The organism is Pantoea sp. KPR_PJ, from assembly GCF_041386365.1.
In the GTDB taxonomy this organism is placed as follows: Bacteria; Pseudomonadota; Gammaproteobacteria; order Enterobacterales; family Enterobacteriaceae; genus Pantoea.
On sequence record NZ_JABMIK010000004.1, the window covers coordinates 227,867 to 254,461 of the forward strand.

The window sequence follows — 26,595 nt, forward strand, 5'->3', positions numbered from 1 at the left end:
CAGTTTTGATTTATCCGCCGCCGGTCAGCGCAGACAGACCCTGGCGGACCCGCCCGCAGAACTGACATGCGCTGCGGACGATTGTGTGACGGAGAAAGAAAATGAAGTTTGTTGATGAAGCCACCATTCTGGTGGTTGCTGGCGATGGCGGCAACGGCTGCGTCAGCTTCCGCCGTGAGAAATATATTCCGAAAGGCGGTCCGGATGGCGGTGACGGCGGAGATGGCGGCGATGTCTATCTGCTGGCTGACGAAAACCTGAATACCCTGATTGACTACCGCTTTGAAAAATCTTTCCGCGCTGAACGCGGTCAGAATGGCCAGAGCCGTGACTGCACCGGTAAACGCGGTCAGGACATCATCATTAAGGTGCCGGTTGGCACGCGCGTTATCGATCAGGGCACCGGCGAAACGCTGGGCGACATGACGCGTCATGAGCAAAAGCTGATGGTGGCGAAAGGCGGCTGGCATGGCCTGGGCAATACGCGCTTTAAATCTTCGGTCAACCGTACGCCGCGTCAGAAGACCATGGGTACGCCAGGCGAGAAGCGCGATCTGCAGCTGGAGCTGATGCTGCTGGCTGATGTGGGCATGCTGGGTCTGCCGAACGCCGGCAAATCGACTTTTATCCGCGCGGTATCAGCGGCCAAGCCAAAAGTCGCCGACTACCCGTTCACCACGCTGGTGCCAAGCCTGGGCGTGGTGCGTATGGACAGCGAGCAGAGCTTTGTTGTTGCCGATATTCCGGGCCTGATTGAAGGCGCGGCGGAAGGCGCAGGCCTCGGTATTCGCTTCCTGAAGCACCTTGAGCGCTGCCGTGTCCTGCTACATCTTATCGACATCGCGCCGATTGACGAGTCCGATCCGGTGGAAAACGCACGCATCATCCTTGGCGAGCTGGAAAAGTACAGCGACAAGCTGTTCAACAAGCCGCGCTGGCTGGTGTTCAACAAAGTTGACCTGATTGACGAAGAAGAAGCGCAGGCGCGCGCTAAAGCAATTGCTGAAGCGCTGGGCTGGGAAGAGAAGTATTACCTGATCTCTGCGGCAAGCCGTCAGGGCGTTCAGGATCTTTGCTGGGACGTTATGAGCTTCATTAACGCTAACCCGAAAGAAGCCGAAGAAGAAGAGAAGAAGCCCGAGAAAGTCGAGTTCATGTGGGATGACTACCACCGTGAAGCGATGGAGAGCGTGGCGGAAGAAGAAGATGAAGAGTGGGATGACGACTGGGATGAGGATGACGACGAAGGCGTCGAAATCATCTATCAGCGTTAACGCACAGAAAAAGGGACAGCGAAAGCTGTCCCTTTTTTCGTTACCCCAGCACCGCCACCGTCAGTCGCGACGAGCAGCAGAGCTGGCCGCGCGCGTTGCGGATCTCAATCTGCCACACCTGATTGCGTGAGCCGATATGCAGCGGGCGACAGAGGCCACGCACTTCGCCGCTGGAGACCGAACGATGATGGCTGGCGTTGACCTCAATGCCGACCACGCTTTTGCCCTCTTCAGTGCAGAGATAGCCAGCGATAGAGCCCATCGACTCCGCCAGCACCACCGACGCTCCGCCGTGCAGCAGGCCGAAGGGCTGATGGGTGCGTGCGTCGACCGGCATAGTCGCTTCCAGGTAATCCTCGCCGATAGCGGTAAAACGAATGCCAATATGCGCCACCAGCGAGTGCTCGCCGATGGCGTTTAGCGCGTCGAGATCGGTCTCGCGTTTCCAGATCGCCATCGGTCAGGCTCCCAGCGTCGCGCCGCCGTCAACCACGATATCCTGTAGCACCACATGGCTGGCGAGATCCGAGGCCAGGAAAAGGACATTGTGGGCGATCTCTTGCGGCGTGGCGATCTTCCGCAGCGGGATGCCGAGCTTATATTGATCCGGGAAGCCGTCGATCATCTCCTGCTCGGCGGTCGGCGTATGCCACAAACTGCGCTGCATCTCGGTATCGGTGGAGCCGGGCGAAACAATATTGCAGCGCACGCCAAACGGTGCCATTTCCAGGCCCACCGTCAGACACAGGCTGCGCAGTGCGGCTTTCGATGCGCCATAGGCGGACATGCCGATACGCGGCGCGTGCGCCGAGTTCGAGGCGATAGTGACGATGGCGCCCGCGCGCTGCTGGCGAAACACCGGCAGCGTCTGCTGGAACATATTGAAGGCACCGCCGACGTTGACCGCCAGGCAGGCCTGGAAATCGGCAAACGCAATCTCGTCGGTGGCCCCCGTGCGCAGAATACCCGCGGCGTTCACCAGCACGTCGAGTCTCGGCTGCGCGGCCAGCAGCGTCTGACAGACGGTTTTCACCTGTTCCGGATCGGCAACGTCCAGCGTATGGCAGGCGAAGGGATAGTCGCCATCATGAAAGCGCCGATCAAAACCCTCTACCTGTGCGCCCGCAGCGTGGAACGCCAGCGCCGTATGATAGCCAATGCCCTGGCCCGCGCCCGTCACCCAGACGATGTTGCCGCTGAAGTCGAAACACTGGCTCATCGCGCAGGCTCCCGTGACAGCAGTGCCCACCAGCCATTAATGGTCGGGTTCCTGGCCAGGCTGACAAAATCGATATCGCCATGCACCTGACGCCAGCGCGCAGCCAGTGCCATCATGCGGACGGAATCCAGGCCGTAATCAATCAGATTCTCATCGTCTTCCGGTACGTCGTCATCTTCCAGCAGCGGCAGGACGAGCGCGCGCAGCGCCTCTTTGCTAAGCGGCAGCGGCATCAGGTCGGCGGTCATGACCACCTTACCGCTGCGTCCGGCGGTATAGGTCAGCGCCATCATATGTTCGTCGCGACTAAAATCCGCCAGTGCATCAGCCACCATAAAGGGCTGGATATTGCGCATAAAGGCGTCGGTCGCGGTGGTCAGACAGCCGATATGCGCATAGACGCCCGTGATGATCAGCTGGTCGCGGCCCATCTCCTGCAGGATTGACTCCAGCGGTGAGCGAACGAAGGCGCTGTAGCGCCACTTGGTCAGCACCTGATCCCCGGCATCGGGCGCCAGCGCATCGACGATCTTTTGCTGCTCCGGATGCTTGTTCAGCCCCGGCCCCCACATATCATTGAGCAGTGCGCGATCCGCATCGCTTTGCTGATTCGGCTGTGCAGTGTAGAACACGGGGATCCCCTGCGACTTGCACCAGGCTCGCAGGCGGGCGATGTTTTCCACCACCTGATTGATCAGCGGACTCTCCTCGCCCCAGAAATTCAGGAAGTAGGCCTGCATATCATGAATGAGCAGGGCAGCACGCTGCGGCTCCAGCGTCCACTTCACCCTGTTAGTGGGAAGCTCCGCAGCCGTGGGAAGTGAATAGGTGTTCAGTTTTGGAATAGTCATAAAATCTCCGGAACAGATCAGGCTTGCGCTTGCTGATCGGCAAGCTGTTGACGCAGGCGTTTCTTGTCGACTTTACCGACGGGGGTCAGTGGCAGTTGATCTACCAGGGTAATACGGTCGGGTAGCTTATATTCAGCCACGCCCAGCTCGCGCAGATGACGACGCAGCGCCACCGGCTTAACGGCCTGGCGTGCCACAATAAAGGCGCAGCTCTTTTCGCCCATTAGCTCATCCTGCATCGACACCAGCGCTGCGTGGATAACGTCAGAATGGCGCTGAAGCAGGTTTTCGATCTCTTCGGCGGCAATCTTCTCGCCGCCGCGGTTGATCTGATCTTTTTCACGGCCCTGCACGGTGATATAGCCTTGAGGGTTAATCTCAATCAGATCGCCTGAGCAGTAAAACCCGCTGGCATCAAAGCTGGCGGCGTTGTGCGCCGGGCTCTGGTAGTAGCCACGGAAGGTGTAGGGCCCACGCGTCATCAGGCGGCCCACTTCACCGGCTGGCAGAGGGTGACCATTCTCATCGGCGACCCACACCTCATCGTCTGGTGAAAGAGGGCGGCCCTGGGTGGTCAGAATGGTTTTTTCGTCGTCGTCGAGGCGGGTGTAGTTGACCAGGCCTTCAGCCATGCCAAATACCTGCTGAAGTTTGCAGCCGATTTCACTCTGGATGCGCGCCGCCAGCGTTTCGCCCAGCTTCGCGCCGCCGACCTGCATACGCTGTAGCGAGGTCAGAGCCTGGTTGCTGCCCCACTCCTTCATTGCCTGTAGCCACAGGCTTACCGCAGGCGGCACCAGACCGGTATCGGTCACCTGATGCTTTTCGATAAGCGGAAAACAGTGGGTGGCACTGGGATCTTCCGCCAGGATCACCTGACCTCCGGCATAGAAAACACCCAGCGCGCCGGGGGAGCTCATGGCAAAGTTATGCGGTGCGGGCAGGGCGATCAGATAGCGTGTCTCGGCGGTAACCGCGCAGATCTCGTCGCTGGCGCGAATACTGTAGTAGTAGTCGTTGTGGGTACGTGGGATCAGCTTTGGCGTGCCGGTGCTGCCGCCGGAGAGCTGGAAAAAGGCCACTTCATCGGCAGCGGTTGGCGTCGGCTGAAAGTCGCCCGCCGGTTCGGCCATGAGCGCTTCCAGCGTATTCTCACACTGCCTGTCATTGCGCAGGATAACCTGATGCAAGGAGGCATAGGCTTCACAAAGCCCGTCGATAAAGGCGTTGTCGGCAAACAGGGCGTGCTGCCGGTCGGCAATCAGCAGCGCAGGTTCGATCTGCACGGCGTAGGCCTGTAGCTCGGTGCGCTGGTGGCTGAACAGCGCGTAGACCGAGACGACACCCAGTTTGAATAGTGCAAAAACGGTAACGTAGAAGTCCGCAACGTTACCCAGCTGCACCAGCGCCGTATCGCCGTTTTTCACACCGCGACGCTGTAGCGCGGCGGCAAGGTTATCGCTACGCTGCGCCAGCTGGCGATAGCTCAGCGCGACGTCACCTTCAATAACAGCAATCGCCTCGCTGTGCCTGTGACGGTCCAGGATGTCGGTCATGGGCACATCCAGCCAGTAACCTTTCTCGCGGTAGCGTGCCGCCAGATCTTCTGGCCAGCGATTGTAAGGGATCGACATGGTATTTCCTTTATTGCAGTCCAAAAGCGCGCAGCATGGTGTCGAGTTTGACACCCGTCTCGCGCCATTCTGATTCAGGTTGTGAATCGGCAACGATGCCCGCCCCTGCAAACAGGCGCACGCGTGCGCCGTGCACGGTGCCGCAGCGGATAGTGACCACCCATTCGCCGTTACCCTGCTCGTCGCACCAGCCAACGATGCCGCCGAACAGCTGGCGCTCAAACGGCTCCAGCGTCTGAATAAGCTGCTGGGCGCGCTGATGCGGGAAGCCGCTCAGTGCTGGCGTGGGGTGTAACAGGCAGGCGAGCGACAGCGCGTTTTCACGTTCGTCGAGCGCTTCGCCTTCTATTTGCGTGGCGAGGTGCCAGAGCGTGGCGGTCGTCAGCAGAGAGGGAGTAGTGGGTACCGAGAGCAGGCGACTGCGTGGCTGAAGCACATCGCGCATGGCATCGGTTACCAGCTTATGTTCATGGCGATCTTTGGCTGAGTGCATCAGGCTGTCGCCTGCGGCACGATCGCGCTGCGCGTCGGCGTCACGTCGCGCCGAGCCTGCAAGCGGGCAAGAGCTGAAATTCCGTCCCTGCTTGCGCAGCATCAGCTCAGGACTGGCACCTGTCAGCGAACCGCCCTGCGGCAGCGGCAGATGAAAGTGATAGCTGTTGGGATTTTGCGCCACAATGCGCTGCATCAGCGCGGCGACATCCACCGGCTCTTCCGTCACAATATCCATCAGGCGCGACAGGACAACCTTATCCAGATCGCCGCGCTGCATGGTGGCGACCGCCTGGGCTACCATTCCGGTAAACACCTCGTGCCCGGGAAGCGCCGCGCGACGACGTATCTGAGGCAATGGGGCCTGAGCCACAGGCAGAGCAGCCTGAAGATCGTCACGATTAAAGGTCTGATGCGACTCAGGGATAAACAGGGCTGCGGGCTGTGACACGTCAAACGGGATAGCCCCCACCAGAATAGGGTGGGCAATACCCTGTTTCTTCGCAGAGGCGAAATGATGTCGTAGCTGCTGTTGAAAATCGCCGTTCAGAACCGCGCCGTCAGCGACCGGCGTGGTTATCGTGGTATAGCATCCCTGCGTAGCGAGGCTACGCCACGGTGATGTAAAGAGAAATCCCCGACACAGGGCGGAGAAATCCGCCATCAGGGGATTTTCAAACTTCAACGTTTCCACCATAATTTTCACCTATAAATGATAAGAGAATTAATAATGATTATCATTTGTATTGTGGTCCTGTAACCTACGTTGATTACGCTGGAGTGTCAATAAATTCGCGGTATTCCCGTCTTATCCTCTCCACTATCATCAGAATTAACAGGGTGTTGTCTCGCAACGAAAGGTGGATTAGATCTTATGTTTAAGCGCAGCTTTACGGCCATTTTCGCGCTGGTTGTCATCACGTTAATCACCAGTTTTGCTGCGCAGGCCGACAGCGGCTGGCCGCGCACGCTGCAGAGCGCCAGCGGGAGTGTGACCTTAGAAAAAGCGCCGCAGCGCATTGTGTCGACCAGCGTGACGCTCACCGGATCGCTGCTGGCGATTGATGCGCCGGTGATGGCCAGCGGCGCGACCGCGCCAGGCAGCCGTCTTGCCGATGAGCAGGGGTTTTTTCGCCAGTGGGGCGACGTGGCGAAGCGGAAAAACGTTAAGCGCCTCTATATCGGTGAACCCAGTGCCGAAGCGGTTGCCGCCGAAGCGCCCGATCTGATTATCGTCAGCGCAACCGGTAATGACTCCGCAATAAAGCTGGTGGATCAGTTTTCGGCTATCGCGCCAACGCTGGTGGTGAACTATGACGATAAAAGCTGGCAGCAGCTGGTAACCCTGCTGGGGCAGGCGACTGGCCATGAGGCGGATGCCGCGGCGCGTATCAATGCCTTTAATCAACAGCAGGAGGCGCTGAAGCAGGCTATTACGCTGCCGCCGCAGCCCGTCACGGCCATGGTGTTTAACGGCGGCGGCCGGGCCGTTAACGTGTGGACCGCTGAATCGGCGCAGGGCAAGCTGCTGCAACAGCTCGGCTTTACGCTTGCGGTGCCGCCTGCGAATGTGCAGCCGTTGCACTCGATGGGCCAGCGCAAAGACATTATTCAGCTCGCCGGCGAGAACGTAGCCAGCGGCCTGAATGGCCACACGTTTCTGCTGTTTGCCGCCGAAGATCCAGCCGTACAGCAGCTGATGCAGAATCCTTTCCTGGCCGAGACTGCGGCAGTGAAACAGCACCAGGTGTATGCGCTGGGGGCAGACACCTTTCGCCTCGATTACTACAGCGCCAGCCATCTGCTGGCGCGGCTGCAGCAGCTGTTTGTTAAATCATGATGTTTCTTTCGCCAGCGCGAGTGCTGGCGGCTGATAGCGGCGCAGCTGCGCCATCAGGATCCACATCAGCATCCCCAGCAGCGCCGCGCTGAATCCAGACAGCGCGGCAGCCTGCTGCGGCAGGAGCCAGGAGCCCATGGCGCCTGTTATCGCCGCGCCCACTGCATCACCGGTTACGTTCTGCGCCGTCCACAGGCTGTTAATTCGTCCCAGCAGCGCATCAGGCGTCAGCGACTGAATCAGCTGGTACTGTACCAGGCTGTTTATCGCGCTGAAGTAGCCGAACGCGGCCAGACAGGCGAGGGCGGCGGCAAACCACGGCATCAGGCTAAACAGTCCCAGTGCCAGAAAAGCCGCAATGGCGCTGCCTAAAATCAAACGGCCAGGCTGCGGCGAGTGCGCCAGCCGACCGCTGGTCAGCGCGCCCAGCGCCGCGCCAAGCGGTACGGCGCAGTAGATCAGGCCAAGCTGATTGAGGCTGACCTCCCAGTGTGGCGCCAGTGCCGGATAGAGCACGCGCACCGCACCCGCCAGCGTGACCAGAGCGCCGACCAGCGCAGCCATGCCGACAACCGGGGCCGAAAAGAGAAACTGCACGCCGCTGGCCAGCGCTCTGAGTGGATGCTCGCGCGGCTGCGCAGGCGCAGGCATCACCGGCAGCCGCAACAGCGTCAGCACGGTTAGCAGCGTGCCGAAAGCCGCGAGGCCGTAGTTCCACGTGGCACCGCCGTGCGCCATCACCAGCCCGCCGATCACGGGCGACAAAATTGAGCCAAAGCGTACCGTGAGCATTGTAATGGCACCCGCCTGCATCAGGTTTTCGCGTCCCACCAGCGAGGGAGTTGCCGCCAGCAGCGCCGTTACGCCAATCGCGCCAAAAAAACCGTCCCACAGTCCCAGTAAAAATATCGCCGTAACGGACGGTGTGGGGAGAGCGGCATTGACGGCCAGCGCAATAAAGCCAGTGCCGCAGGTAGAGCGGGCGATCAGGATCAGGCGCTTACGCTCATAGCGATCGGCCAGCACGCCGCCGGTCAGCAGCCCGACAAACATGCCCGTACCCGCCAGCGTAACGGCCAGCCCGACCAGCGCCGGTGAGCCGGTCAGCTGCTGGATCTGTACCGGCACGGCAATTGCCAGCATGCCGAGAGCGACAATAGAGATAAATCGGGCAGTGAATACGGCACGAAAATCGGGATGGGTTTTTAACAGGCTGAGATCGATAAGGTGGGAGGGTTTGTTCATTTCTTCGCCTTCTGCTGCGGTTTTCCTCGTTAAGGTCGAGGCGAATCATGGTAACATACAAAAATACGAGTAATAACGATAACAAGTATCATTATCAAATTGACGTGCCCGCCGCGTCAGTGAACAGTGAAGGTTCGAAATGTTATGCGTCAACTCACCGCAATAGCCGCCTCAGGGATGCTGCTGTTGCTCTTGATCGCGCTCAGCCTGATGCTTGGCGCAAAATCGATTGCTATTCACGATCTCTCTCTGGCTCTGACCACCTCCTGCAGCAGCGCCGACTGCATCATCGTGCGCGAAGCACGCCTGCCGCGAACGCTGGCCGGTTTGCTGGCCGGCAGCGCGCTTGGGCTCGCGGGCGCGCTGATGCAGAGCCTGACGCGTAATCCGCTCGCCGACCCTGGCATTCTTGGCGTCAATGCTGGCGCAGGCTTTGCCGTGGTGCTGGGTATTGCGCTCTTCGGCGCGGATTCCCCGGCTGACTGGCTCGGCTTCGCCTTTGGCGGGGCGCTGCTTTCGTCGCTGCTGGTGGCGCTGACCGGCGCGCTCGGCGGCGGGCGCGTTAACCCGGTGCGTTTAACTCTCGCCGGCGTGGCGCTGGGCGCGGTGCTGGAAGGGCTGACCTCAGGCCTGTCGCTGCTCAATCCCGATATCTATGACCATTTACGCTTCTGGCACAGCGGATCGCTCGATATTCGCAGTATGGCCATCCTGCGCGCCACTTATCCGGCGGTGGTGGTCGGAGGGCTGATTGCGCTGCTGCTGGCGCGTTCGCTTAACAGCCTGAGTATGGGAGGCGATGTGGCGACGGCGCTCGGTACGCGCGTTGCGCGCACGCAGCTGCTGGGGCTGCTGGCGATTGCGCTGCTGAGCGGCGCGGCAACTGCTGCCGTCGGGCCCATTGCGTTTCTCGGGCTGATGACCCCACATCTGGCGCGCTGGCTGTGGGGCAACGATCATCGTTGGTTACTGCCCGGCACCCTGCTGATTACGCCTTGCCTGCTGCTGGCCGCCGATGTTCTGGGCCGCGTCATGGTGCCTGGCGAACTGCGCGTCGCGGTGGTGACCGCACTGATTGGTGCGCCGATGCTGATTGTCCTGGTACGCCGCCAGCTCGGGAGAGGGCCGCTATGAACCGGACGATGCTACAGGCCAGCTGGCTGCTGGCGCTTTGTGCGCTGCTGGCCTTTCTCGGCGTGACGCGGGGCGCGCTGCCAGTTACCGCTGAACAGCTCTGGCAACTGGTGAAGGGCGACGCCGCGCGCAATGTTCAGCTGATCGTACTGGAGTGGCGTCTGCCGCGTGTGACAATGGCACTGCTGATCGGCGCGGCGCTGGGCATCAGCGGTGCTATCTTTCAGTCGCTGCTGCGTAACCCGCTCGGCAGCCCTGACATTCTTGGCTTTAATACCGGTGCCTACAGCGGCGTGCTGGTGACGCTGGTGCTGTTTCACCAGAGCAGCGAAATGACCACTCTGGCCGCCCTGCTCGGCGGTGTGCTTACGGCAGCGGCGGTTTACCTCTTCGCCTGGCGTAACGGCGTCGAGACCTTCCGGCTGATTATTGTCGGCATCAGCGTGCGGGCGCTGCTGATGGCGCTTAACGGCTGGCTGATTATCAGCACCTCGCTGGAGGCGGCACTCAGCGCCGGACTGTGGAGCGCCGGCTCGCTCAACGGCATGACCTGGGCAAAAACGCCACCGGTAATTATTGTGCTGCTGCTGGCGCTGCTGCTGACTGGCTTGCTGGTGCGGCGTATGCGCCTGATGGAGATGGGCGACGATACCGCCTGCGCGCTGGGCGTGCCGGTAGAGCGCACGCGACTGTGGCTAATGCTGCTGGGCGTGGTGCTGACCGCGGCTTCGACCGCGCTGGCTGGTCCAGTCTCCTTTGTGGCGCTGCTGGCTCCGCAGATTGCGCGTCGCCTGTGTGGCGGCATTAAGGGGGCGTTACCGCTGGCGGCGCTCTGCGGCGCACTGCTGCTGCTGGCCGCAGATTATGCGGCGCAGCATCTTTTCCTGCCTTATCAGCTGCCGGTGGGCGTCATTACCGTTAGCCTCGGCGGCCTTTATCTGATTGCACTACTGGTTCGGGAGGCGCGACGCCAATGACAGAAAAGACCGCACGCCTGCAGGGCGACGCGCTGACGCTGGGATATGAAAAGAAGATTGTCGCCGAGGGATTGTCAGTGACGATCCCGGACGGCGAGCTGACGGTGATTATCGGGCCAAATGCCTGCGGTAAATCGACGCTGCTGCGCGCGCTGAGCCGGCTTGCGCCGCCGCTGCAGGGTCAGGTGCTGCTTGACGGTGAGGCGATTGCGCGCCTTTCCACAAAAGCGGTGGCGCGACGTCTTGGCCTGCTGCCGCAGAGTTCACAGGCTCCGTCAGGCATCAGCGTCAGCGAGCTGGTAGCACGCGGTCGCTATCCGCATCAGCCGCTGTTTGGCCGCTGGCGCGACGAGGATGAAGCGGCGGTGCAGCAGGCGATGCGGGCCACTGGCGTGGCGGACATTGCCGCGCAGCCGGTGGATCAGCTCTCTGGCGGTCAGCGCCAGCGCGTCTGGATCGCCATGGTGCTGGCGCAGCAGACGCCCCTGCTGCTGCTGGATGAGCCCACCACCTGGCTCGATATTACTCACCAGATTGAACTGCTGGAGCTGATGCAGGATTTGAATCAACAGCATGGCCGCACGCTGGTGGTCGTGCTGCACGATCTGAATCAGGCGTGCCGCTACGCCACACATCTGATTGCGATGCGCAGTGGCCAGATCATTGCTGAAGGCCGGCCGGCTGAGATTGTCACGCCGGCATTAATCGAAGCGGTGTATGGGTTGCGCTGTGTGATTGTGGATGATCCGGTCGCGCGGACGCCAATGATTGTGCCGCTGGGACGCGGCAGCCGTTAAGAGACGGGTCATCAGCCACGCGGACGATAAAGAAGCGGGCCAGATGGCCCGCCACTCTCCTCTTTCTTTTCGGAAATCAGACAAAGGGGGACAGCAGCTGCTGCAGCTGTGGGCCAATCTGTGCGAACAGGCGCGGCGAGATAATCTCGACGTGGGCACAATCCAGCGGACAGACCTCCAGCTCACCCACATAGGGAGCCCAGGCGCGGCGAGCATCCTGTCCCGGCTGCTGGGTGCGGGTGGCGAGAAACAGCGTAGCGCGGCCGTTAAAGCGTGCGCTGCGCGCCGTCGCCAGCAGGCGCACCGAGCTGGCGTAGTTGGCTTCGATCGCGTCAAACATCGCCTCTAACCCTTCGCCCGCCTGCTGACGCTGTGCGGCGACAAACTGCTCGCGCTCACGGTTAACCTCTGCCAGCACCGCGGGATCGAGCTGGTTTTCACCACGCTTTTCATCCCAGTTCTGCGTCTCCGGTGGCCAGGTATCCAGCAGGCCGAGAAAGGCCACCTCTTCACCCGCCGCTTCCAGCCGGGCAGCAATGTTCTGCGCCAGCGTACCGCCGAGCGAATAGCCGAGGAAATAATAAGGGCCATGCGGCTGCTGCTGGCGCAGCGTGGCAAGATGGGCGTCGCACACCGCGTCCAGATGCTCAGACCGGTTTAGCGGGCCGCTGGCGTCGGGTGACTGAATACCCACGATTGACCAGCGTGCATCCAGGTAACGCTGCAGAATGCTGAACTGCCAGGCAAAGCCTGATGCAGGATGGAAGCAGAACAGCGTCGGACCGCTGCCGCTGCGCAGCGGCAATACCGCTTCATAACCGGCAGTGTTTGCAGCCTGCGTATTGCCAAGCAGAGTAGCCAGCTTTTCAACGGTCGAGGCGACCATAATCTGGCCAACGGAAACCGGCAGCGCCAGATCGCGCCGCAGCTGCGCCGCCAGCCGCATCGCCAGCAGCGAATGACCACCCAGCGCAAAGAAGTCCTCCTGTGCGCCGACGCTGTCGCGTGCCAGCAGCAGGGCAAACGCCTCTGCCAGCTGTGTCTCCAGACCCGGGCGCGGCGCGCGGCCTCTGTTGCCCGTATCGCTTTGCGGCAGCGGCAGCGCTTTGCGATCCAGCTTGCCGTTGCTGCTAAGGGGCAGCGCGTCGAGTGTAACAATCGCCACCGGGACCATATGGGCAGGGAGCTGTTGCGCCAGTGCAGCACGTATGGCGGCTGCGTCAACCGGCTGGTTTGCCACCACGTAGCCTACCAGCTGACGCGCATCGCCCTGCTGGCCGCTGGCGTTACCCAGTACGACCGCGTGCGTAACCGCCTGCTGCACGCCCGGCAGCGCAGCCAGCGCATGATCGATCTCATTTAGCTCGATTCGCTGCCCGCGAATTTTCAGCTGATCGTCGCTGCGGCCCAGATATTCCACCGCGCCGTTAGCCAGCCAGCGCGCCACGTCGCCGGTGCGGTACATGCGCGTGCCGTCACCAAAAGGATCGGCGACAAAGCGGCTGGCGGTGAGGTCGGGCCGGTCGAGATAGCCGTGCGCCAGCTGAACGCCGGTAAGATAGAGATCGCCTGCGACACCCGGTGGAACTGGCTGCAGGCGGGCGTCGAGAATGCGCAGCCCGGTATTCCATACCGGGAAGCCAATCGGCACGCTGGCCCCGTCAACGGCTGCCAGCGCCGGACCAGAGGCCGGGTAATAGCTGACGTCTACCGCCGCTTCGGTCGGGCCGTAGAGGTTGTGCAGCGGCACCCGGGTCAGCGCCTCCCACTGGCGCGACAGATCGGCAGGCAGCGCTTCACCGCTACAGAAGACGCGGCGCAGGCTGGCGCAGCGTGCCACGGCGTCATCATCCTGTAGTGCCGCAACGAATGCGGCCAGCATAGAGGGGACGAAATGGGTGGTAGTGACGCGATAGCGTGCAAAGAGCTGTTGCAGCGCGTCGGGATCGCGATGCGCGTCAGGCGGTGCCATCACCAGCTGTGCACCCGTCAACAGCGGCCAGAAAAACTCCCAGACCGAGACGTCGAAACTGCTGGGCGTTTTCTGCAAGACCACATCATCCGTCCCCAGGGGATAGCTGTGCTGCATCCACAGCAGACGGTTAACGATCGCCTCATGGCTAACCAGCACGCCTTTTGGCCGACCGGTAGAACCGGACGTGTAGATGATATAGGCACCATCCTGCGGACGGGGTGGCTGCGACAGCGTGTCTGCGGCGGCTTCAGGCAGCAGCGCGTTATAAAACAGCGGCGTCACCGCCGACAGCGCGGCAAACCGCGCGGCCAGATCGGGGCAGGTGATCAGCGTGGTCGGTGCGGCATCCTCCAGCATCATCTGCAGACGATCGTCGGGATAGCTGGTGTCGAGCGGTAAATAGGCCGCGCCAACGCTGACGATCGCCTGAAGCGCCAGCGAAAGAAATACCGAGCGCGGCAGCGCAACGGCAACACTATCACCGCGCTGTACGCCGCTGGCGATCAGCTGCTGCGCCAGCGCCTCAACCTGCTGGCGCATCTCGCGGTAGCTGAGCTGATGGTGACTGTCTGCCAGCGCAGGGGCATCCGGCGTGCGCTGCGCCTGGGCTGCCAGCAGGCTGCTGAGGGTGGCTTCCGGCAGCGGCATGGCGGTCTGATTGATTTGCGCCAGCTGCTGGTGTTCCGCCTCGGTCAGCAGATCGAGCTCGCCGCAGGGACGCGCTGGCTGCGCCGCCAGCTGTTGCAGCAGCAGCGCAAATCGGCTGGCGTGATCGGTCAGCACGCTCGCCTGATAGCGCTCAGCGTTAGCCAGCAGCTCCAGCGTCAGGTCGCCCTGTTCGCTGAGATAGATAGCGATCTCCAGATCGCGCACCGGGCCAGACGCCAGCGGGTGGGTGATGCCTTCAATACCGTTGAAGTCGAGCTGATAGTCAAACATCTTCAGGTTGATGACCGGACCGTAGAGCGGATCGGCATCGCCCAGGCGGCCTGCATCGCGCTGCACCTGCTCGGCGTCGAAGCGCTGATGGCGGCGCATCTTTTTCACTTCGCCTGCCAGCTGGTTAGCCAGCGCGCTGAGCGGCTGGTCAGGGTCGTAATGCACGGCCATCGGCAGCACATTGATCACCGGCCCGGTAGCGCAGAGTGCCGCCGAACCGATGCGGCGCATAAAGATAAACCCGGCGGCAAAATCGTTCTGGCCGCTGAGACGCGCCAGCCAGAGCGCCACCAGCGCAAACGCGGCATCGGCGGCGCTGACGGCCATCTGATGCGTGAGCGTCTGGAAAAGCGAAGGATCCAGCGAGACAGTGTGGCGCAGCAGGGCGGTGGTAGCGCGCTGCCCGGCCAGCGGCAGCGGAGAGATCGAAGCGGGCGGCGGCAGCTGTGCGCTTTTTTCGCGCCAGAAGTCGCGATCGCGCTGCCAGGACGGCGACAGCTGATAGCGCTGGTACTCCTCAACAACTTCGCTAAAGGATACGAAAGGCGTCGGTTCCGGCACCTCGTTACGCATCCAGGCGCTGTAGAGGCTGGCAATGCGGCGCGTCAGGGCGGTAAAGCTAAAGCCGTCCACCACCAGATGGTGATAGCGCTGATACCAGAACCAGTGGCGATCGCCGAGACGCATCAGCTGGTGATGCCACAGCGGCGCGCCGCTCAGCACGCGCAGATCGCCTGACATGTCGGCGTGCATCCGCGCACGCGCGGCGGCTTCGGGATCGGCTTCTCCGCGCAGATCGACGACCTCTGGCAGGGTAAAGGCCTGGGGCGAGAGCCACTGTACTGCTTCGCCTTCCCGTTCGCCAAACGCCATATTCAGCGTATCCGCCTCCTGCATCCCGGCAACTATAGCGTTACCCAGCAGCACGCTGTCCAGTTCACCACGCAGTTCGACAAAGTGTGCCACCGCATAGGCGTTGCCATAGGGCGACAGCTGATCGGCAATCCAGATGCCAGGCTGCGCCGCCACCAGCGGCAGAATTTTTTGCGCGGTGTGAAGAGGAGGCATCAGGATCTCAGACATGGTCGCTCCGGGTAGCGGTTGAGGATACGGGGCGGATGTCGCGCCAGTTGGCATTGAGCCAGCTCAGGCATTCAGCCTGCGGCCGGGGGCCAAATACAGACTGCCAGCCAGCGGGCAGGGCGTGGAAAGCGGGCCACAGGCTGTACTGTTGCTGCGTGTTCTTCAGCACCAGACAGGCCTGTTGTGGATCGTCAAAAGGGTTCGGTTGCATATCGGTCTCCTGCCCGCAACAGCCGGGCTAGCCAGGCGATTTAAAGAAGATGCTGCCACATTGCTTTCAGTCCATTGAGCAGGCCGCCGCGCCAGCACAGCGCGTCGTGGCCGCCGTCGACCGGATGAAAAATGACCTGATGTCCGGCGGTGACCAGGTCCTGCTGAAGTTGTTGGTTTGCTTTATAGATCAGCTGTTCGCGCCGCCCGGCTTCCAGATAGAAACGCGACGACGCAGCCTGAAACGCGCCCTGCTGTAACTGCTGAATCAGTCTGCCATTGGGCTTGCCGCGTTCCGGCCACCAGAAGGAGCCGGAAAGGCTGATGGCACCGCCAAAACGGTGCGGCCAGTGAAGCACGGCATAGGCGGCGGACAATCCGCCAAAGCTCTGGCCGCAGACCAGCGTATCAGCGGCGCTGGCGCAATGCGGTGCCCACGCCTGAAGCTGAGGCAGAAGTTCTTCCTGCACCGCCAGCCAGAAATCGGCGTTGCACGGCAGTTCGCGGCTGCGGTGTTCGCGGTCGATGATGTCAATCATCACGTATACCGCAGGCGGGAGTTGGCCAGCGTCGGTAAGCTGCTGTAGTGGCCAGGCGAGCGGCATGGTATTGGCCCAGAACTGACCATCCAGCAGCAGTACCAGCGGCCTCTGCTGCGCCTCGCCGGTGGTGTGGATCCATACCGAACGGTGAGTATTGAGGCGCGCACTCTGCCAGATATGGTGATGAAGTGGCAGCAGGGGCGCGCGCCCTTCGTCAACGGCTTGCCAGACGCGCTGATCGGGTGCATTCGGCAGATGCAGCGGCGAGACGCGCAGACCACGTCCGCCCGCCCAGCCCCGCAGCGGATTTAACGGATCGGCCTGCGCTGTGGGGAATTTTTCTTTCCACCAGGCGCGCAGCGTCTGCATATCCGGCTCGCCCGTGAAGGCTGCGGCGTGGCTGTCTGGCATCAGGCAATAGCTGCCGCGCCAGCTGGCAGGAAGCTGTGTCTGCCAGAACCAGACGTCGGTATCGGCAATGCGGCTCAGCGACTGGGGCGCCGCGCGCTGGTGGTGATCGGTTACGCCGGTAATGTTGATCCAGACACGGCGGGTAGAAGAGGTGGCTTCGCTCCCCTCGGGATCGCGCCAGAAGAAGGTGACGGCACATTCGCCGTTGTCAGCGGCGTCGATTAAGGGCAGCCCCTGACGCTCAAGGGCCTGCCACCAGGAGTCACTGCCGGTTTCATGAGTTAACCACTTCATAAATAAAATATTTACTGGGCCAGATGCGCGCAAAGTTTCATAGATGTTATGAATAATACTATTGATAATTATTTGCATTTGCAATAGGGTGTTTCCCGCTCCGACAGCAGGAGCGCGCGCGTTCCGCCAGCCTGATCTGCCTGCTATATCAGGCCGATGTTCCGCGAAGGAGAGCCTGGGTTCGGCTGGAGTGCGTGCTTGCTAAGTAAGACTCTTTTACCGGCACGCCGCAGGACACCACTGGTTTCCGCTGGCAATCCAGGAACCTAAAAAAATGCCTACATTATCGCGTTTGTCATTAGCCATTCTGATTGAACTCGGCCTTGCCGCAGCCAGTGTACAGGCAGCGGACACCAGCAACGCCCCTTCTGACATCAGCGGCAATACGCTGGTGGTCAGCGCGGCGCAGCAGAACCTCCAGGCACCGGGCGTTTCTACCATTACCGCTGATGAGATTAAAAAGCGCCCGCCCGCGCGCGACGTATCGGAAATCATCCGCACCATGCCGGGCGTTAACCTGACCGGCAACTCCACCAGCGGCCAGCGCGGCAATAATCGCCAGATCGATATTCGCGGCATGGGACCGGAAAATACTCTGATTCTGGTGGATGGCATGCCGGTCTCCAGCCGCAACGCCGTGCGTCTCGGCTGGCGCGGAGAGCGTGATACGCGCGGCGACACCAACTGGGTGCCGCCCGAGATGATTGAGCGTATTGAGGTGATCCGTGGCCCGGCAGCAGTGCGCTACGGCAACGGCGCGGCGGGCGGCGTAGTGAACATCATTACCAAAAAGTACGATGACAACCTGTGGCACGGCTCCTGGAATGCCTATTACAACGTGCCTGAGCATAAGGATGAGGGGGCGACTCGCCGCACCAACTTCAGTCTGGAAGGGCCGCTGGGCGACGACGTCAGCTTCCGCCTTTACGGCAATCTGGCAAAGACGCAGGCAGACGCCTACGACATTAACGAAGGCCATGCAGCAGAGCGTACCGGCAGCTATGCAGGCAGCTATCCGTCAGGCCGTGAAGGGGTAGTGAATAAAGATATTAACGCCATGCTGCGCTGGGCGTTTGCGCCGATGCAGGCGCTGGAGTTTCAGGCGGGCTACAGCCGTCAGGGAAATCTCTATGCGGGCGATACCCAGAATACCAACACCAGCGCGCTGGTAAAAAGCCTGTACGGTGACGAGACCAACCGACTTTATCGCCAGAATTTTGCCGTTAAGTGGACCGGGGCCTGGGATAACGGGGTCAGCACCAATACCTACGCGCGCTATGAAAATACGCGCAACTCGCGCATCAATGAGGGGCTGGCGGGCGGCACCGAGGGGATCTTCTCTAACAGCGGCTTTAACACCATCCAGCTGGATGATGTGCTGCTGCACAGTGAGGTGAGCATCCCCTTTGAACTGCTGGTTAATCAGACGGCCACTCTCGGCACCGAGTGGAATCAGCAGCGCATGAAGGATCCCTCATCGACCACCCAGGCAGCGAGTAACGGCGCAGTGCCCGGCATCTCCAGCACGGGCCGCAGCCCCTACTCGCAGGCGGAGATTTTCTCACTGTTTGCTGAAGACAATATGGAGCTGACCGACAGCACTATGCTCACGCCGAGCCTGCGCTTCGATCACCACTCCATCGTCGGCGACAACTGGAGTCCGTCGCTGAACCTCTCGCAGGGACTGGGCGATGATTTTACGCTGAAGATGGGCATTGGCCGCGCCTATAAAGCACCGAGCCTCTATCAGACCAACCCCAACTATCTGCTCTACAGTAACGGACAGGGCTGTGCGGCCAGCACCGGAGCCTGTTACCTGCAGGGCAACAAAGATCTGAAAGCGGAAAACAGCATCAATAAAGAGATTGGGCTGGAGTGGAAGCATGAAGGCTATCAGGCGGGTCTGACCTGGTTCCGTAACGACTATCGCAATAAGATTGAAGCGGGTTACGGACCGTCTGGTAAAGCGGCTAACGGCATCACTGACATCTACAAATGGGAGAACGTGCCAAAAGCGGTGGTAGAAGGGCTGGAGGGAACGGTAAATATTCCGGTGACGGAGAGTATCGCGTGGAACAACAACTTTACCTATATGTTGCAGAGCAAGAATAAAGAGACCGGCGATCGCCTGTCGATTATTCCAGACTATACGCTGAACTCGACCCTGAGCTGGCAGGCGACCCAGGATCTGTCACTGCAAACCACGCTGACCTGGTATGGCAAACAGGTGCCGAAGAAGTATGACTACAAAGGCAATGCGGTTACCGGTAGCGCCACCGATGAGGTCAGCCCTTACTCGATTGTTGGCCTGAGCGGCACCTATGACGTTAACAAGTATGCCAGCGTTACGGTGGGCATTGATAACCTGTTTGACAAGCGTCACTACCGTCAGGGCAATGCGCAGACCACCGGCAATGCCACAACCGGTGCCTGGCTCTATGGTGCAGGGGCTAATACTTACAATGAGTCAGGCCGGACCTATTACGTCAGCCTGAACACGCACTTCTAATCAGTTAAGGCGCAGCGGCAAGATGCAGCGGGCAATCAGTCCGCTGCGGTCGCTGCGATTGATCAGCTTCAGCTCACCATAGTGCATTTGCAGAATGCGCAGCACGATATTCAGCCCCAGACCACTTCCGCCATAACGTTGATCGCGACGGCGAAACGCCTGGGTCAGCTCTTCCGCCGCATCGGGATCGATACCCGGTCCTTCATCAATGACGCTCAGGACGATACCGCTGTGGCTCTCTTCCAGCGTTATCGCAATCTGACTGCCCGCTGGACTGTAGCGGGACGCATTCTCCAGCAGATTACGCAGCAGCAGGCGCAGCAGCACCGGTTCACCCTGACTTGCTGAGACCTCGCTAACCGGCCAGACCAGCTGCTGCTGGCGCTGTTCCGCCAGCTCGTGCATCTCTGGCTGCAGGGGCTGAAGGATCGCCGTTAACCAGCGGACTGACTGTGCGCGGCCGCTGGCCAGTGCCTGACTGGCGCGCGCCAGCATCAGGAGTTGCTCAACGGTATGCATCAGCTGATCGATACGCGCCACCAGCATGTCGCTGTGCGGTACGCCCTGCTGCTGCAACAGCTCCAGATGCAGGCGCAGTCCGGCGAGCGGCGTGCGCAGCTCATGCGCGGCGTCGGCGGTGAAGAGCCGCTCCTGCTGAAGCGTATGGTCAAGACGTGCCAGTAGCTGGTTGATCGCCCCGGTGACGGCAGCCACCTCTTCCATATCCGAGTGAACGGCAAGCGGCGTAAGGTTATCGGCGGATCGCTGCGCCAGGCTGGTCTGTAAGACTTTGAGTGGGCGTACGATCCAGCTAATGGCCCAGAAAGAGAGCACCAGCGTCAGGCCAACCATTACGATGGAGGGCAACAGTAGTGAGGCGATCGCCTCACGAATTTCATTTTCAACGCGATCGTTGCGCGCTTTAGCGGAGAGGGTTTCGTTGACGAGAAAGCTAATTTGCTCGCGACTTTCGTGCCACAGCCAGAAAGCGCTCATCACCTGACAGGTCAGCAGGATCAGCGCCAGCATGATCAGCAAGCGCTGACGCATGCTGTTCATTCACGATTCTCCAGCCGGTAGCCGACGCCACGCACGGTTTTGATGCGATCTTTGCCCAGCTTGCGGCGCAGATTGTGGATATGCACTTCGAGCGTGTTAGAGCCGGTGTCGTCCTGCCAGCTATAGAGGTCCTGCTGCAGCGTTTCGCGGTGCACATTTTGCCCGATGCGCATCAGCAGCCGCGTCAGCAGCGCAAACTCCTTGGGTGTTATGTCAAGCGGCTGATTTTCCAGCAGAACCTGTTGTGAGGAGAGATTCAGAGTGAGATCGCCCTGTTTCAGCAGGTTATCACTGTGCCCCTGATAACGGCGGATCAGCGCGCGTACGCGCGCCTGTAGCTCCACCAGCGCCAGCGGCTTAATCAGATAGTCGTCAGCACCGGCATCGAGTCCGTCAACGCGATCGCTGAGCGCGTCACGCGCGGTAAGGATCAAAACTGGCAGGTTGACGCCGGAGCGTCGCCACTGGCGCAGCAGATCGCTGCCGTCGCGATCCGGCAGGCCAAGATCCAGCACGATAAGGCTGTACTGCGCGCTGTGCAGCAGCGCGTCTGCATCACTGGCGCTGGCGGCGCAGTCAACGGCATAACCCTGACTGCTCAGCGCCTGCATCAGGCCCGCCTGCAATAAACCATCATCCTCAACGATCAATATTTTCATGCGCTAATTGTTCTGATAGATGTCCCGATAGAGACGGCTTTCAAAGCGGACCAGCGGAATACGGCGCGTGCGTTGATCTTCTGGCGGCACCGCATAGCCTGACAAGAACTGCACAAAGGCGACGCGTGCGCCGCTGGCAGTGGTAATAAAGCCGGCCAGATTATAGACGCCCTGCAACGAGCCGGTTTTCGCTGACACTTTGCCGTCAACGCCTGCTTCGTGCAAACCCCCGCGGTATTGCAGCGTGCCGTCATATCCCGCCCGCGGCAGCATAGAGATATAGTCCAGCGTCGCGTCGTTTTTGGCAATGTACTGCAGCACCTGCATCATGGTCTCTGGCGCAATCAGATCGTGGCGCGACAAGCCTGAACCATCTACCTGAATGCTGTTGCCCATGTCGATATTCGCTTTCTCGCGCAGTATGCGACGGATAGCGTCTGAACCGGCACGGAAGGTGCCCGGCACGTTGAAATAGTGATGGCCAATGGTCCGGAAGACCGTGTCGGCGATCATGTTGTCCGACTTTTTCAGCATAGTATGCAACAGCGTGTGCAGTGGCGCAGACTGCGTTGAGGCCAGCACCGTCCCTGGCGACGTCACCTGGGTCTGACGCACCAGATGACCGCTATAGTCGATATCGGCCTGGCGCAGCTCCTGCTTGAGGATCTCGCCAGCCCAGGCTGCATCATCCTGCACGGCGAACGCCAGCGGCAAGGGCTCGGCGCGCTGGCGCATACAGCCGGTCAGCGTATAGCGGTTCAGCTCGCCCGGTACGACATCCAGCTCGCAGTACTGGCCTTCACCGCTGTTGCGGCCAATGGTGCGTACCTGACTAAACATATGGGCTGGGTAATAAGAGGCGATGCGCACGAAAGCTGTTTCCCCTGGCGCAGAGGCGCTGTAGAGCGAAACGGAAAAACAGTTTTTATCGACAATCGCTGCGCCCGGCGGTGCGCTAAAGCATTGCGTCAGATCGTTCCACGGCCAGCCCGGGGCCATGTCATGGCTGGCAAACACCGAGGTATCGATGACCAGATTGCCTTTGATATGGGTGACGCCCTGTTTCTTCAGCGCGGCAACCATATTACGCAAATCCTGGCGGCTCAGCGTCGGATCGCCCGCAAAGCGCGCCACCAGGTCGCCATCCAGCGTCCCGTTGCTGATGGCCCCTTTGGTTTCCAGCGTGGTCTGAAAGCGATAGTCGCCACCCAGCTCCAGCAGCGCCGCCAGCGCGGTAATCACCTTCATGGTGCTGGCGGGCAGGGCCATCTGTTTGCCGTGATAATCGATTATCGGTGTGCTGGCACCCACTTTCTGCACCATCAACGCCAGATTGGCACCATCTGGCAAGTACTGCATGTATTCATCAACGGGCGCTGCTTGTGCTTGCAGCATAAATGCACAGGTTAGTCCGGTAACAAGTCGTGAAAATCGCATAATCTCGCGTTAACTGGCAGGTGAGGGCGTCAATACTACGTCCCGTTACGGTGCAAAGTAAACGATGACCAACAGGGAACTCTGGGTTAAAATACGTATCAAAATGCAAAACCACATTCTGGCCTGGAAGCTTTTCCGGGTCAGGATTCTTTTATTTGCAAAACGGGGGTCAGGCCCTGCAGAACCGGTTTTTCTGTGGACGCTGGTCAGGATGACGCCGTTAAAACAGGAAAAAAGCGAGGAGCTTAAATGAATCAGATTCCGATGACGTTAAGGGGCGCTGAAAAGCTGCGCGAAGAGCTGAACGAACTGAAAACGGTAAAGCGCCCGCGCATCATCGCCTCAATCGCCGAAGCTCGTGAGCACGGCGATCTGAAAGAGAACGCAGAGTATCATGCTGCGCGCGAAGAGCAGGGCTTTTGCGAAGGGCGTATTCAGGAAATTGAAGCCAAACTTTCTAATGCGCAGGTGATTGACGTCACTACGATGCCAAATACGGGGCGCGTTATTTTTGGCGCGACCGTAACCGTGCTCAACACCGACACGGATGAAGAATCAACCTATCGCATCGTGGGCGATGACGAAGCGGATTTTAAGCAAAATCTGATTTCGGTGAACTCACCCATGGCGCGCGGCCTGGTTGGTAAAGAAGTGGATGATGTGACCGTTATCAAAACCCCGGGTGGTGATGTTGAGTACGAAATTCTTAAAGTGGAATACCTTTAAGAGAGAGCTACGCTTTGAAAGGCGTTACAGCTTAATGTAAAGAATGGAAAAAGGCCGCGATGCGGCCTTTTATCCCATGCGGGAGCATGGCAATTTCTCTGGCCGGATCCCGGCGTTCGCTTAACGCGGCAGAGAGATCTTGCTCTCTTTAGAAGGGCGATACAGCACCAGCGTTTTACCAATCACCTGAACGTTACAGGCTTTGGTTTCACGCACGATAGCCTCCACGATGAGCTGTTTGGTTTCACGATCTTCCGAGGCGATTTTTACCTTGATCAGTTCGTGATGATCCAGTGCGGATTCGATTTCGGCCAGCACGCCTTCAGTCAGGCCGTTGCCGCCCAGCATCACCACGGCTTTCAGTGGATGGGCAAGGCCTTTGAGGTGCTGTTTTTGTTTGGTACTTAGATTCATCGTATTTTTTGCTTACTCAGGGATTGAAAACGGTTCATTCTACCGCCATCTCGGGGTTATCACCAAATCAACGCAACCCATTGCGTGCAGGTTTATCGCTGCGATGACGATTTAGTTGAGAAAATTATGACGGGTAAAAAGCGTTCGGCCAGCTCCAGCCGCTGGTTACAGGAACACTTTAGCGATAAATATGTGCTTCAGGCACAGAAAAAAGGGTTGCGTTCGCGCGCCTGGTTTAAACTTGATGAAATACAACAGGGTGACAAGCTTTTCAAACCCGGTATGACCGTGGTAGATCTGGGTGCAGCACCGGGCGGCTGGTCACAGTACGTGGTGCAGCAGATTGGCTCTTCTGGACGAATTATCGCCTGCGATATTCTCCCTATGGATCCTATTGTGGGGGTCGATTTTCTTCAGGGCGATTTTCGTGAAGAATCGGTCATTAAAGCGCTGCTTGAACGTGTAGGCGACCAAAAAGTCCAGGTCGTCATGTCAGATATGGCACCCAACATGAGTGGTACACCGGCAGTGGATATTCCCCGTTCGATGTATCTGGTTGAACTGGCGCTCGAAATGTGTCGGGATATTCTGGCACCAGGCGGTAGTTTTGTAGTGAAAGTGTTTCAGGGAGATGGCTTCGATGAATACCTCCGGGAAATTCGCTCCCTGTTTACGAAAGTGAAAATTCGTAAGCCAGACGCTTCGCGCTCACGTTCGCGCGAAGTGTACATTGTGGCGACAGGGCGCAAACTATAGCCCAATTGATGAAGTTGCAGCCCACCAGCCGCGATTCCATGTATGAAGGATATATAGTACCCTACGCTGTCTGTTAACACCGTTGTAATATGAGGTTAATCCCTTGAGTGACATGGCGAAAAACCTGATTCTCTGGTTAGTCATCGCGGTCGTGCTGATGTCAGTATTCCAGAGCTTTGGGCCCAGCGAGTCAAATGGCCGTAGGGTTGATTATTCAACCTTCCTGTCGGAAGTGAACCAGGATCAGGTCCGCGAGGCACGTATTAACGGGCGTGAGATTAACGTAATCAAGAAAGACAGTAATAAATATACCACCTACATTCCTGTCAATGATCCCAAGTTACTCGATAACCTGTTGACGAAAAACGTCAAAGTGGTTGGCGAACCGCCGGAAGAGCCGAGCCTGCTGGCTTCAATCTTCATCTCCTGGTTCCCGATGCTGCTGCTGATTGGCGTATGGATCTTCTTTATGCGGCAGATGCAGGGCGGCGGCGGCAAAGGCGCAATGTCCTTTGGCAAGAGCAAAGCCCGTATGCTGACGGAAGACCAGATCAAAACCACTTTTGCCGACGTTGCAGGCTGTGACGAAGCGAAAGAGGAAGTTGGCGAGCTGGTTGAATACCTGCGTGAACCGAGCCGCTTCCAGAAGCTGGGCGGTAAGATTCCGAAAGGCGTGCTGATGGTGGGCCCGCCGGGTACCGGTAAGACCCTGCTGGCGAAAGCGATTGCAGGCGAAGCCAAAGTGCCCTTCTTTACCATTTCCGGTTCTGATTTCGTTGAAATGTTTGTGGGTGTCGGTGCATCTCGCGTGCGTGACATGTTCGAACAGGCAAAGAAAGCTGCACCCTGCATCATCTTTATCGATGAGATTGACGCCGTAGGCCGTCAGCGTGGGGCAGGTTTAGGCGGTGGTCACGATGAGCGTGAGCAGACGCTGAACCAGATGCTGGTTGAGATGGATGGCTTTGAAGGCAATGAAGGCATCATCGTTATTGCGGCAACTAACCGTCCAGACGTTCTTGACCCGGCGCTGCTGCGTCCAGGCCGTTTTGACCGTCAGGTTGTGGTAGGGCTGCCAGACGTGCGTGGCCGTGAGCAGATTCTGAAAGTGCATATGCGTCGCGTTCCGCTGGCAACGGATATCGACGCAGGCATCATCGCGCGCGGTACGCCGGGTTTCTCTGGTGCGGATCTCGCCAACCTGGTGAATGAAGCGGCGCTGTTTGCGGCACGCGGCAATAAGCGTGTGGTGTCGATGGTTGAGTTCGAGAAAGCGAAAGACAAAATCATGATGGGTGCGGAACGTCGCTCCATGGTGATGACGGAAGCGCAGAAAGAATCTACCGCCTACCACGAAGCGGGCCATGCCATTATCGGTCGTCTGGTACCGGAACACGATCCGGTGCACAAGGTCACCATCATTCCGCGCGGTCGTGCGCTGGGTGTGACTTTCTTCCTGCCAGAGGGTGATGCAATCAGCGCCAGCCGTCAGAAGCTGGAAAGCCAGATCTCTACCCTGTACGGCGGTCGTCTGGCCGAAGAGATTATCTACGGTGCAGAACATGTTTCCACCGGTGCCTCTAACGACATCAAAGTGGCCACTAACCTGGCGCGTAATATGGTGACGCAGTGGGGCTTCTCGGAGAAGCTGGGACCGTTGCTCTATGCAGAAGAAGAGGGTGAAGTGTTCCTTGGCCGCTCGGTGGCAAAAGCGAAACACATGTCCGATGAGACGGCGCGCATTATTGACCAGGAAGTTAAGCACCTGATCGACAGTAACTACCAGCGCGCTCGCCGTATTCTGGGCGAGAACATGGACATTCTTCATGCGATGAAAGATGCGCTGATGAAGTATGAAACCATTGATGCACCGCAGATTGATGACCTGATGGCACGCCGTGAAGTGCGTCCGCCAGCTGGTTGGGAAGATCCGGGCAGCAACTCCGACAGCAACGGCACGCCAAAGGCGCCGCGTCCGGTCGATGAACCGCGTACGCCGAACCCTGGCAACACCATGTCAGAGCAGTTCGACAAATAACAGGGTTTTTACCCTTATAAAAACCCCGGCTGGTCCGGGGTTTTTTACATCCGTAAATCAGGAAGTCAGAGGAGACGTTC

General features: G+C 59.4%; 22 protein-coding genes. 9 read left to right on the top strand and 13 right to left on the bottom strand.

Translation table 11 applies throughout. The features are described from left to right. The first annotated feature begins 101 nt into the window (after positions 1-101). Positions 102-1,274, top strand: coding sequence for an Obg family GTPase CgtA (cgtA, locus tag HP564_RS11615; RefSeq protein ID WP_371243146.1), 1,173 nt, complete (start codon positions 102-104; stop codon positions 1,272-1,274). A gap of 40 nt (positions 1,275-1,314) precedes the next feature. Here the strand turns inward: cgtA and HP564_RS11620 are convergent, their stop codons facing one another. From HP564_RS11620 to HP564_RS11640, 5 genes are read right to left on the bottom strand one after another with little or no spacing between them, the layout of a single operon-like run. Beyond that, the gene (locus HP564_RS11620) at positions 1,315-1,731 is read right to left on the bottom strand and encodes a hotdog fold thioesterase (protein WP_371243148.1); all 417 of its coding nucleotides are present in this window, start codon (positions 1,729-1,731) and stop codon (positions 1,315-1,317) included. 3 nt (positions 1,732-1,734) lie between these two features. Continuing rightward, positions 1,735-2,493, bottom strand: coding sequence for a 2,3-dihydro-2,3-dihydroxybenzoate dehydrogenase (gene dhbA / locus HP564_RS11625; protein WP_371243150.1), 759 nt, complete (start codon positions 2,491-2,493; stop codon positions 1,735-1,737). Then, complete coding sequence (locus HP564_RS11630; RefSeq protein WP_371243152.1) at positions 2,490-3,344, bottom strand: isochorismatase family protein; 855 nt, start codon at positions 3,342-3,344, stop codon at positions 2,490-2,492. The genes dhbA and HP564_RS11630 overlap by 4 nt, the downstream gene beginning before the upstream one ends. A 17-nt stretch (positions 3,345-3,361) precedes the next feature. Next, on the bottom strand, positions 3,362-4,978 hold the full coding sequence (locus HP564_RS11635) for a (2,3-dihydroxybenzoyl)adenylate synthase (protein WP_371243153.1): 1,617 nt from the start codon (positions 4,976-4,978) through the stop codon (positions 3,362-3,364). Positions 4,979-4,988: 10 nt separating this feature from the next. Further along, complete coding sequence (locus tag HP564_RS11640; RefSeq protein WP_371243155.1) at positions 4,989-6,167, bottom strand: isochorismate synthase; 1,179 nt, start codon at positions 6,165-6,167, stop codon at positions 4,989-4,991. A gap of 177 nt (positions 6,168-6,344) precedes the next feature. Between HP564_RS11640 and fepB the strand changes: the two genes are divergently transcribed. Next, entirely contained in the window at positions 6,345-7,310 is a 966-nt protein-coding gene (gene fepB / locus HP564_RS11645) for a Fe2+-enterobactin ABC transporter substrate-binding protein (protein WP_371243157.1), read from the top strand. Here the strand turns inward: fepB and entS are convergent. Beyond that, positions 7,305-8,555, bottom strand: coding sequence for an enterobactin transporter EntS (entS, locus tag HP564_RS11650; RefSeq protein WP_371243159.1), 1,251 nt, complete (start codon positions 8,553-8,555; stop codon positions 7,305-7,307). The two genes, fepB and entS, sit on opposite strands and share 6 nt — an antisense overlap. Positions 8,556-8,699: 144 nt before the next feature. On the opposite strand from entS, the gene fepD reads away from it, so the two are divergent. From fepD to HP564_RS11665, 3 genes are read left to right on the top strand one after another with little or no spacing between them, the layout of a single operon-like run. Continuing rightward, on the top strand, positions 8,700-9,689 hold the full coding sequence (gene fepD, locus HP564_RS11655) for a Fe(3+)-siderophore ABC transporter permease (protein WP_371243161.1): 990 nt from the start codon (positions 8,700-8,702) through the stop codon (positions 9,687-9,689). Beyond that, positions 9,686-10,666: an iron-enterobactin ABC transporter permease gene (gene fepG / locus HP564_RS11660; RefSeq protein WP_371243163.1), complete on the top strand. Its 981-nt coding sequence runs from the start codon at positions 9,686-9,688 to the stop codon at positions 10,664-10,666. The genes fepD and fepG overlap by 4 nt, the downstream gene beginning before the upstream one ends. Further along, entirely contained in the window at positions 10,663-11,463 is an 801-nt protein-coding gene (locus HP564_RS11665; protein WP_371243165.1) for an ATP-binding cassette domain-containing protein, read from the top strand. Before fepG ends, HP564_RS11665 begins: the two co-directional genes overlap by 4 nt. Positions 11,464-11,539: 76 nt before the next feature. On the opposite strand, the gene HP564_RS11670 is transcribed toward HP564_RS11665, so the two are convergent. Genes HP564_RS11670 through fes form a run of 3 tightly spaced genes read right to left on the bottom strand, consistent with a single transcriptional unit; the run spans position 11,540 to position 16,917 of the window. Then, positions 11,540-15,460: an enterobactin synthase subunit F gene (locus HP564_RS11670; protein ID WP_371243167.1), complete on the bottom strand. Its 3,921-nt coding sequence runs from the start codon at positions 15,458-15,460 to the stop codon at positions 11,540-11,542. Continuing rightward, positions 15,453-15,671 carry an MbtH family protein gene (locus HP564_RS11675; RefSeq protein WP_371243169.1) on the bottom strand — a complete coding sequence of 73 codons (219 nt, stop codon included), beginning with the start codon at positions 15,669-15,671 and terminating at the stop codon, positions 15,453-15,455. The genes HP564_RS11670 and HP564_RS11675 overlap by 8 nt, the downstream gene beginning before the upstream one ends. A gap of 40 nt (positions 15,672-15,711) precedes the next feature. Further along, positions 15,712-16,917: an enterochelin esterase gene (gene fes / locus HP564_RS11680; protein ID WP_371243171.1), complete on the bottom strand. Its 1,206-nt coding sequence runs from the start codon at positions 16,915-16,917 to the stop codon at positions 15,712-15,714. A gap of 274 nt (positions 16,918-17,191) precedes the next feature. On the opposite strand from fes, the gene HP564_RS11685 reads away from it, so the two are divergent. Further along, positions 17,192-19,426 (top strand): TonB-dependent siderophore receptor, encoded by a 2,235-nt coding sequence (locus HP564_RS11685; protein WP_371243173.1) that lies wholly within the window; start codon positions 17,192-17,194, stop codon positions 19,424-19,426. On the opposite strand, the gene pmrB is transcribed toward HP564_RS11685, so the two are convergent. Genes pmrB through dacB form a run of 3 tightly spaced genes read right to left on the bottom strand, consistent with a single transcriptional unit; the run spans position 19,427 to position 22,581 of the window. Next, on the bottom strand, positions 19,427-20,485 hold the full coding sequence (gene pmrB, locus HP564_RS11690; RefSeq protein ID WP_371243175.1) for a two-component system sensor histidine kinase PmrB: 1,059 nt from the start codon (positions 20,483-20,485) through the stop codon (positions 19,427-19,429). Further along, positions 20,482-21,144 (bottom strand): two-component system response regulator PmrA, encoded by a 663-nt coding sequence (pmrA, locus tag HP564_RS11695; protein WP_371243177.1) that lies wholly within the window; start codon positions 21,142-21,144, stop codon positions 20,482-20,484. Before pmrA ends, pmrB begins: the two co-directional genes overlap by 4 nt. Before the next feature lie 3 nt (positions 21,145-21,147). Next, positions 21,148-22,581: a serine-type D-Ala-D-Ala carboxypeptidase gene (gene dacB, locus HP564_RS11700; protein WP_371243179.1), complete on the bottom strand. Its 1,434-nt coding sequence runs from the start codon at positions 22,579-22,581 to the stop codon at positions 21,148-21,150. Positions 22,582-22,830: 249 nt separating this feature from the next. Here dacB and greA point away from each other — a divergent pair, with 249 nt between their 5' ends. After that, positions 22,831-23,307 (top strand): transcription elongation factor GreA, encoded by a 477-nt coding sequence (gene greA / locus HP564_RS11705; RefSeq protein ID WP_371243181.1) that lies wholly within the window; start codon positions 22,831-22,833, stop codon positions 23,305-23,307. A 120-nt stretch (positions 23,308-23,427) separates the two neighbouring features. Here greA and yhbY read toward each other — a convergent pair whose 3' ends face one another. Next, positions 23,428-23,721: a ribosome assembly RNA-binding protein YhbY gene (yhbY, locus tag HP564_RS11710; RefSeq protein ID WP_371243183.1), complete on the bottom strand. Its 294-nt coding sequence runs from the start codon at positions 23,719-23,721 to the stop codon at positions 23,428-23,430. 126 nt (positions 23,722-23,847) lie between these two features. Here yhbY and rlmE point away from each other — a divergent pair, with 126 nt between their 5' ends. Beyond that, positions 23,848-24,477, top strand: a complete 630-nt coding sequence (gene rlmE / locus HP564_RS11715) for a 23S rRNA (uridine(2552)-2'-O)-methyltransferase RlmE (RefSeq protein ID WP_371243185.1) — start codon at positions 23,848-23,850, stop codon at positions 24,475-24,477. Between the two features lie 112 nt (positions 24,478-24,589). After that, positions 24,590-26,515: an ATP-dependent zinc metalloprotease FtsH gene (gene ftsH, locus HP564_RS11720; RefSeq protein ID WP_081136888.1), complete on the top strand. Its 1,926-nt coding sequence runs from the start codon at positions 24,590-24,592 to the stop codon at positions 26,513-26,515. Positions 26,516-26,595: the final 80 nt, after the last annotated feature.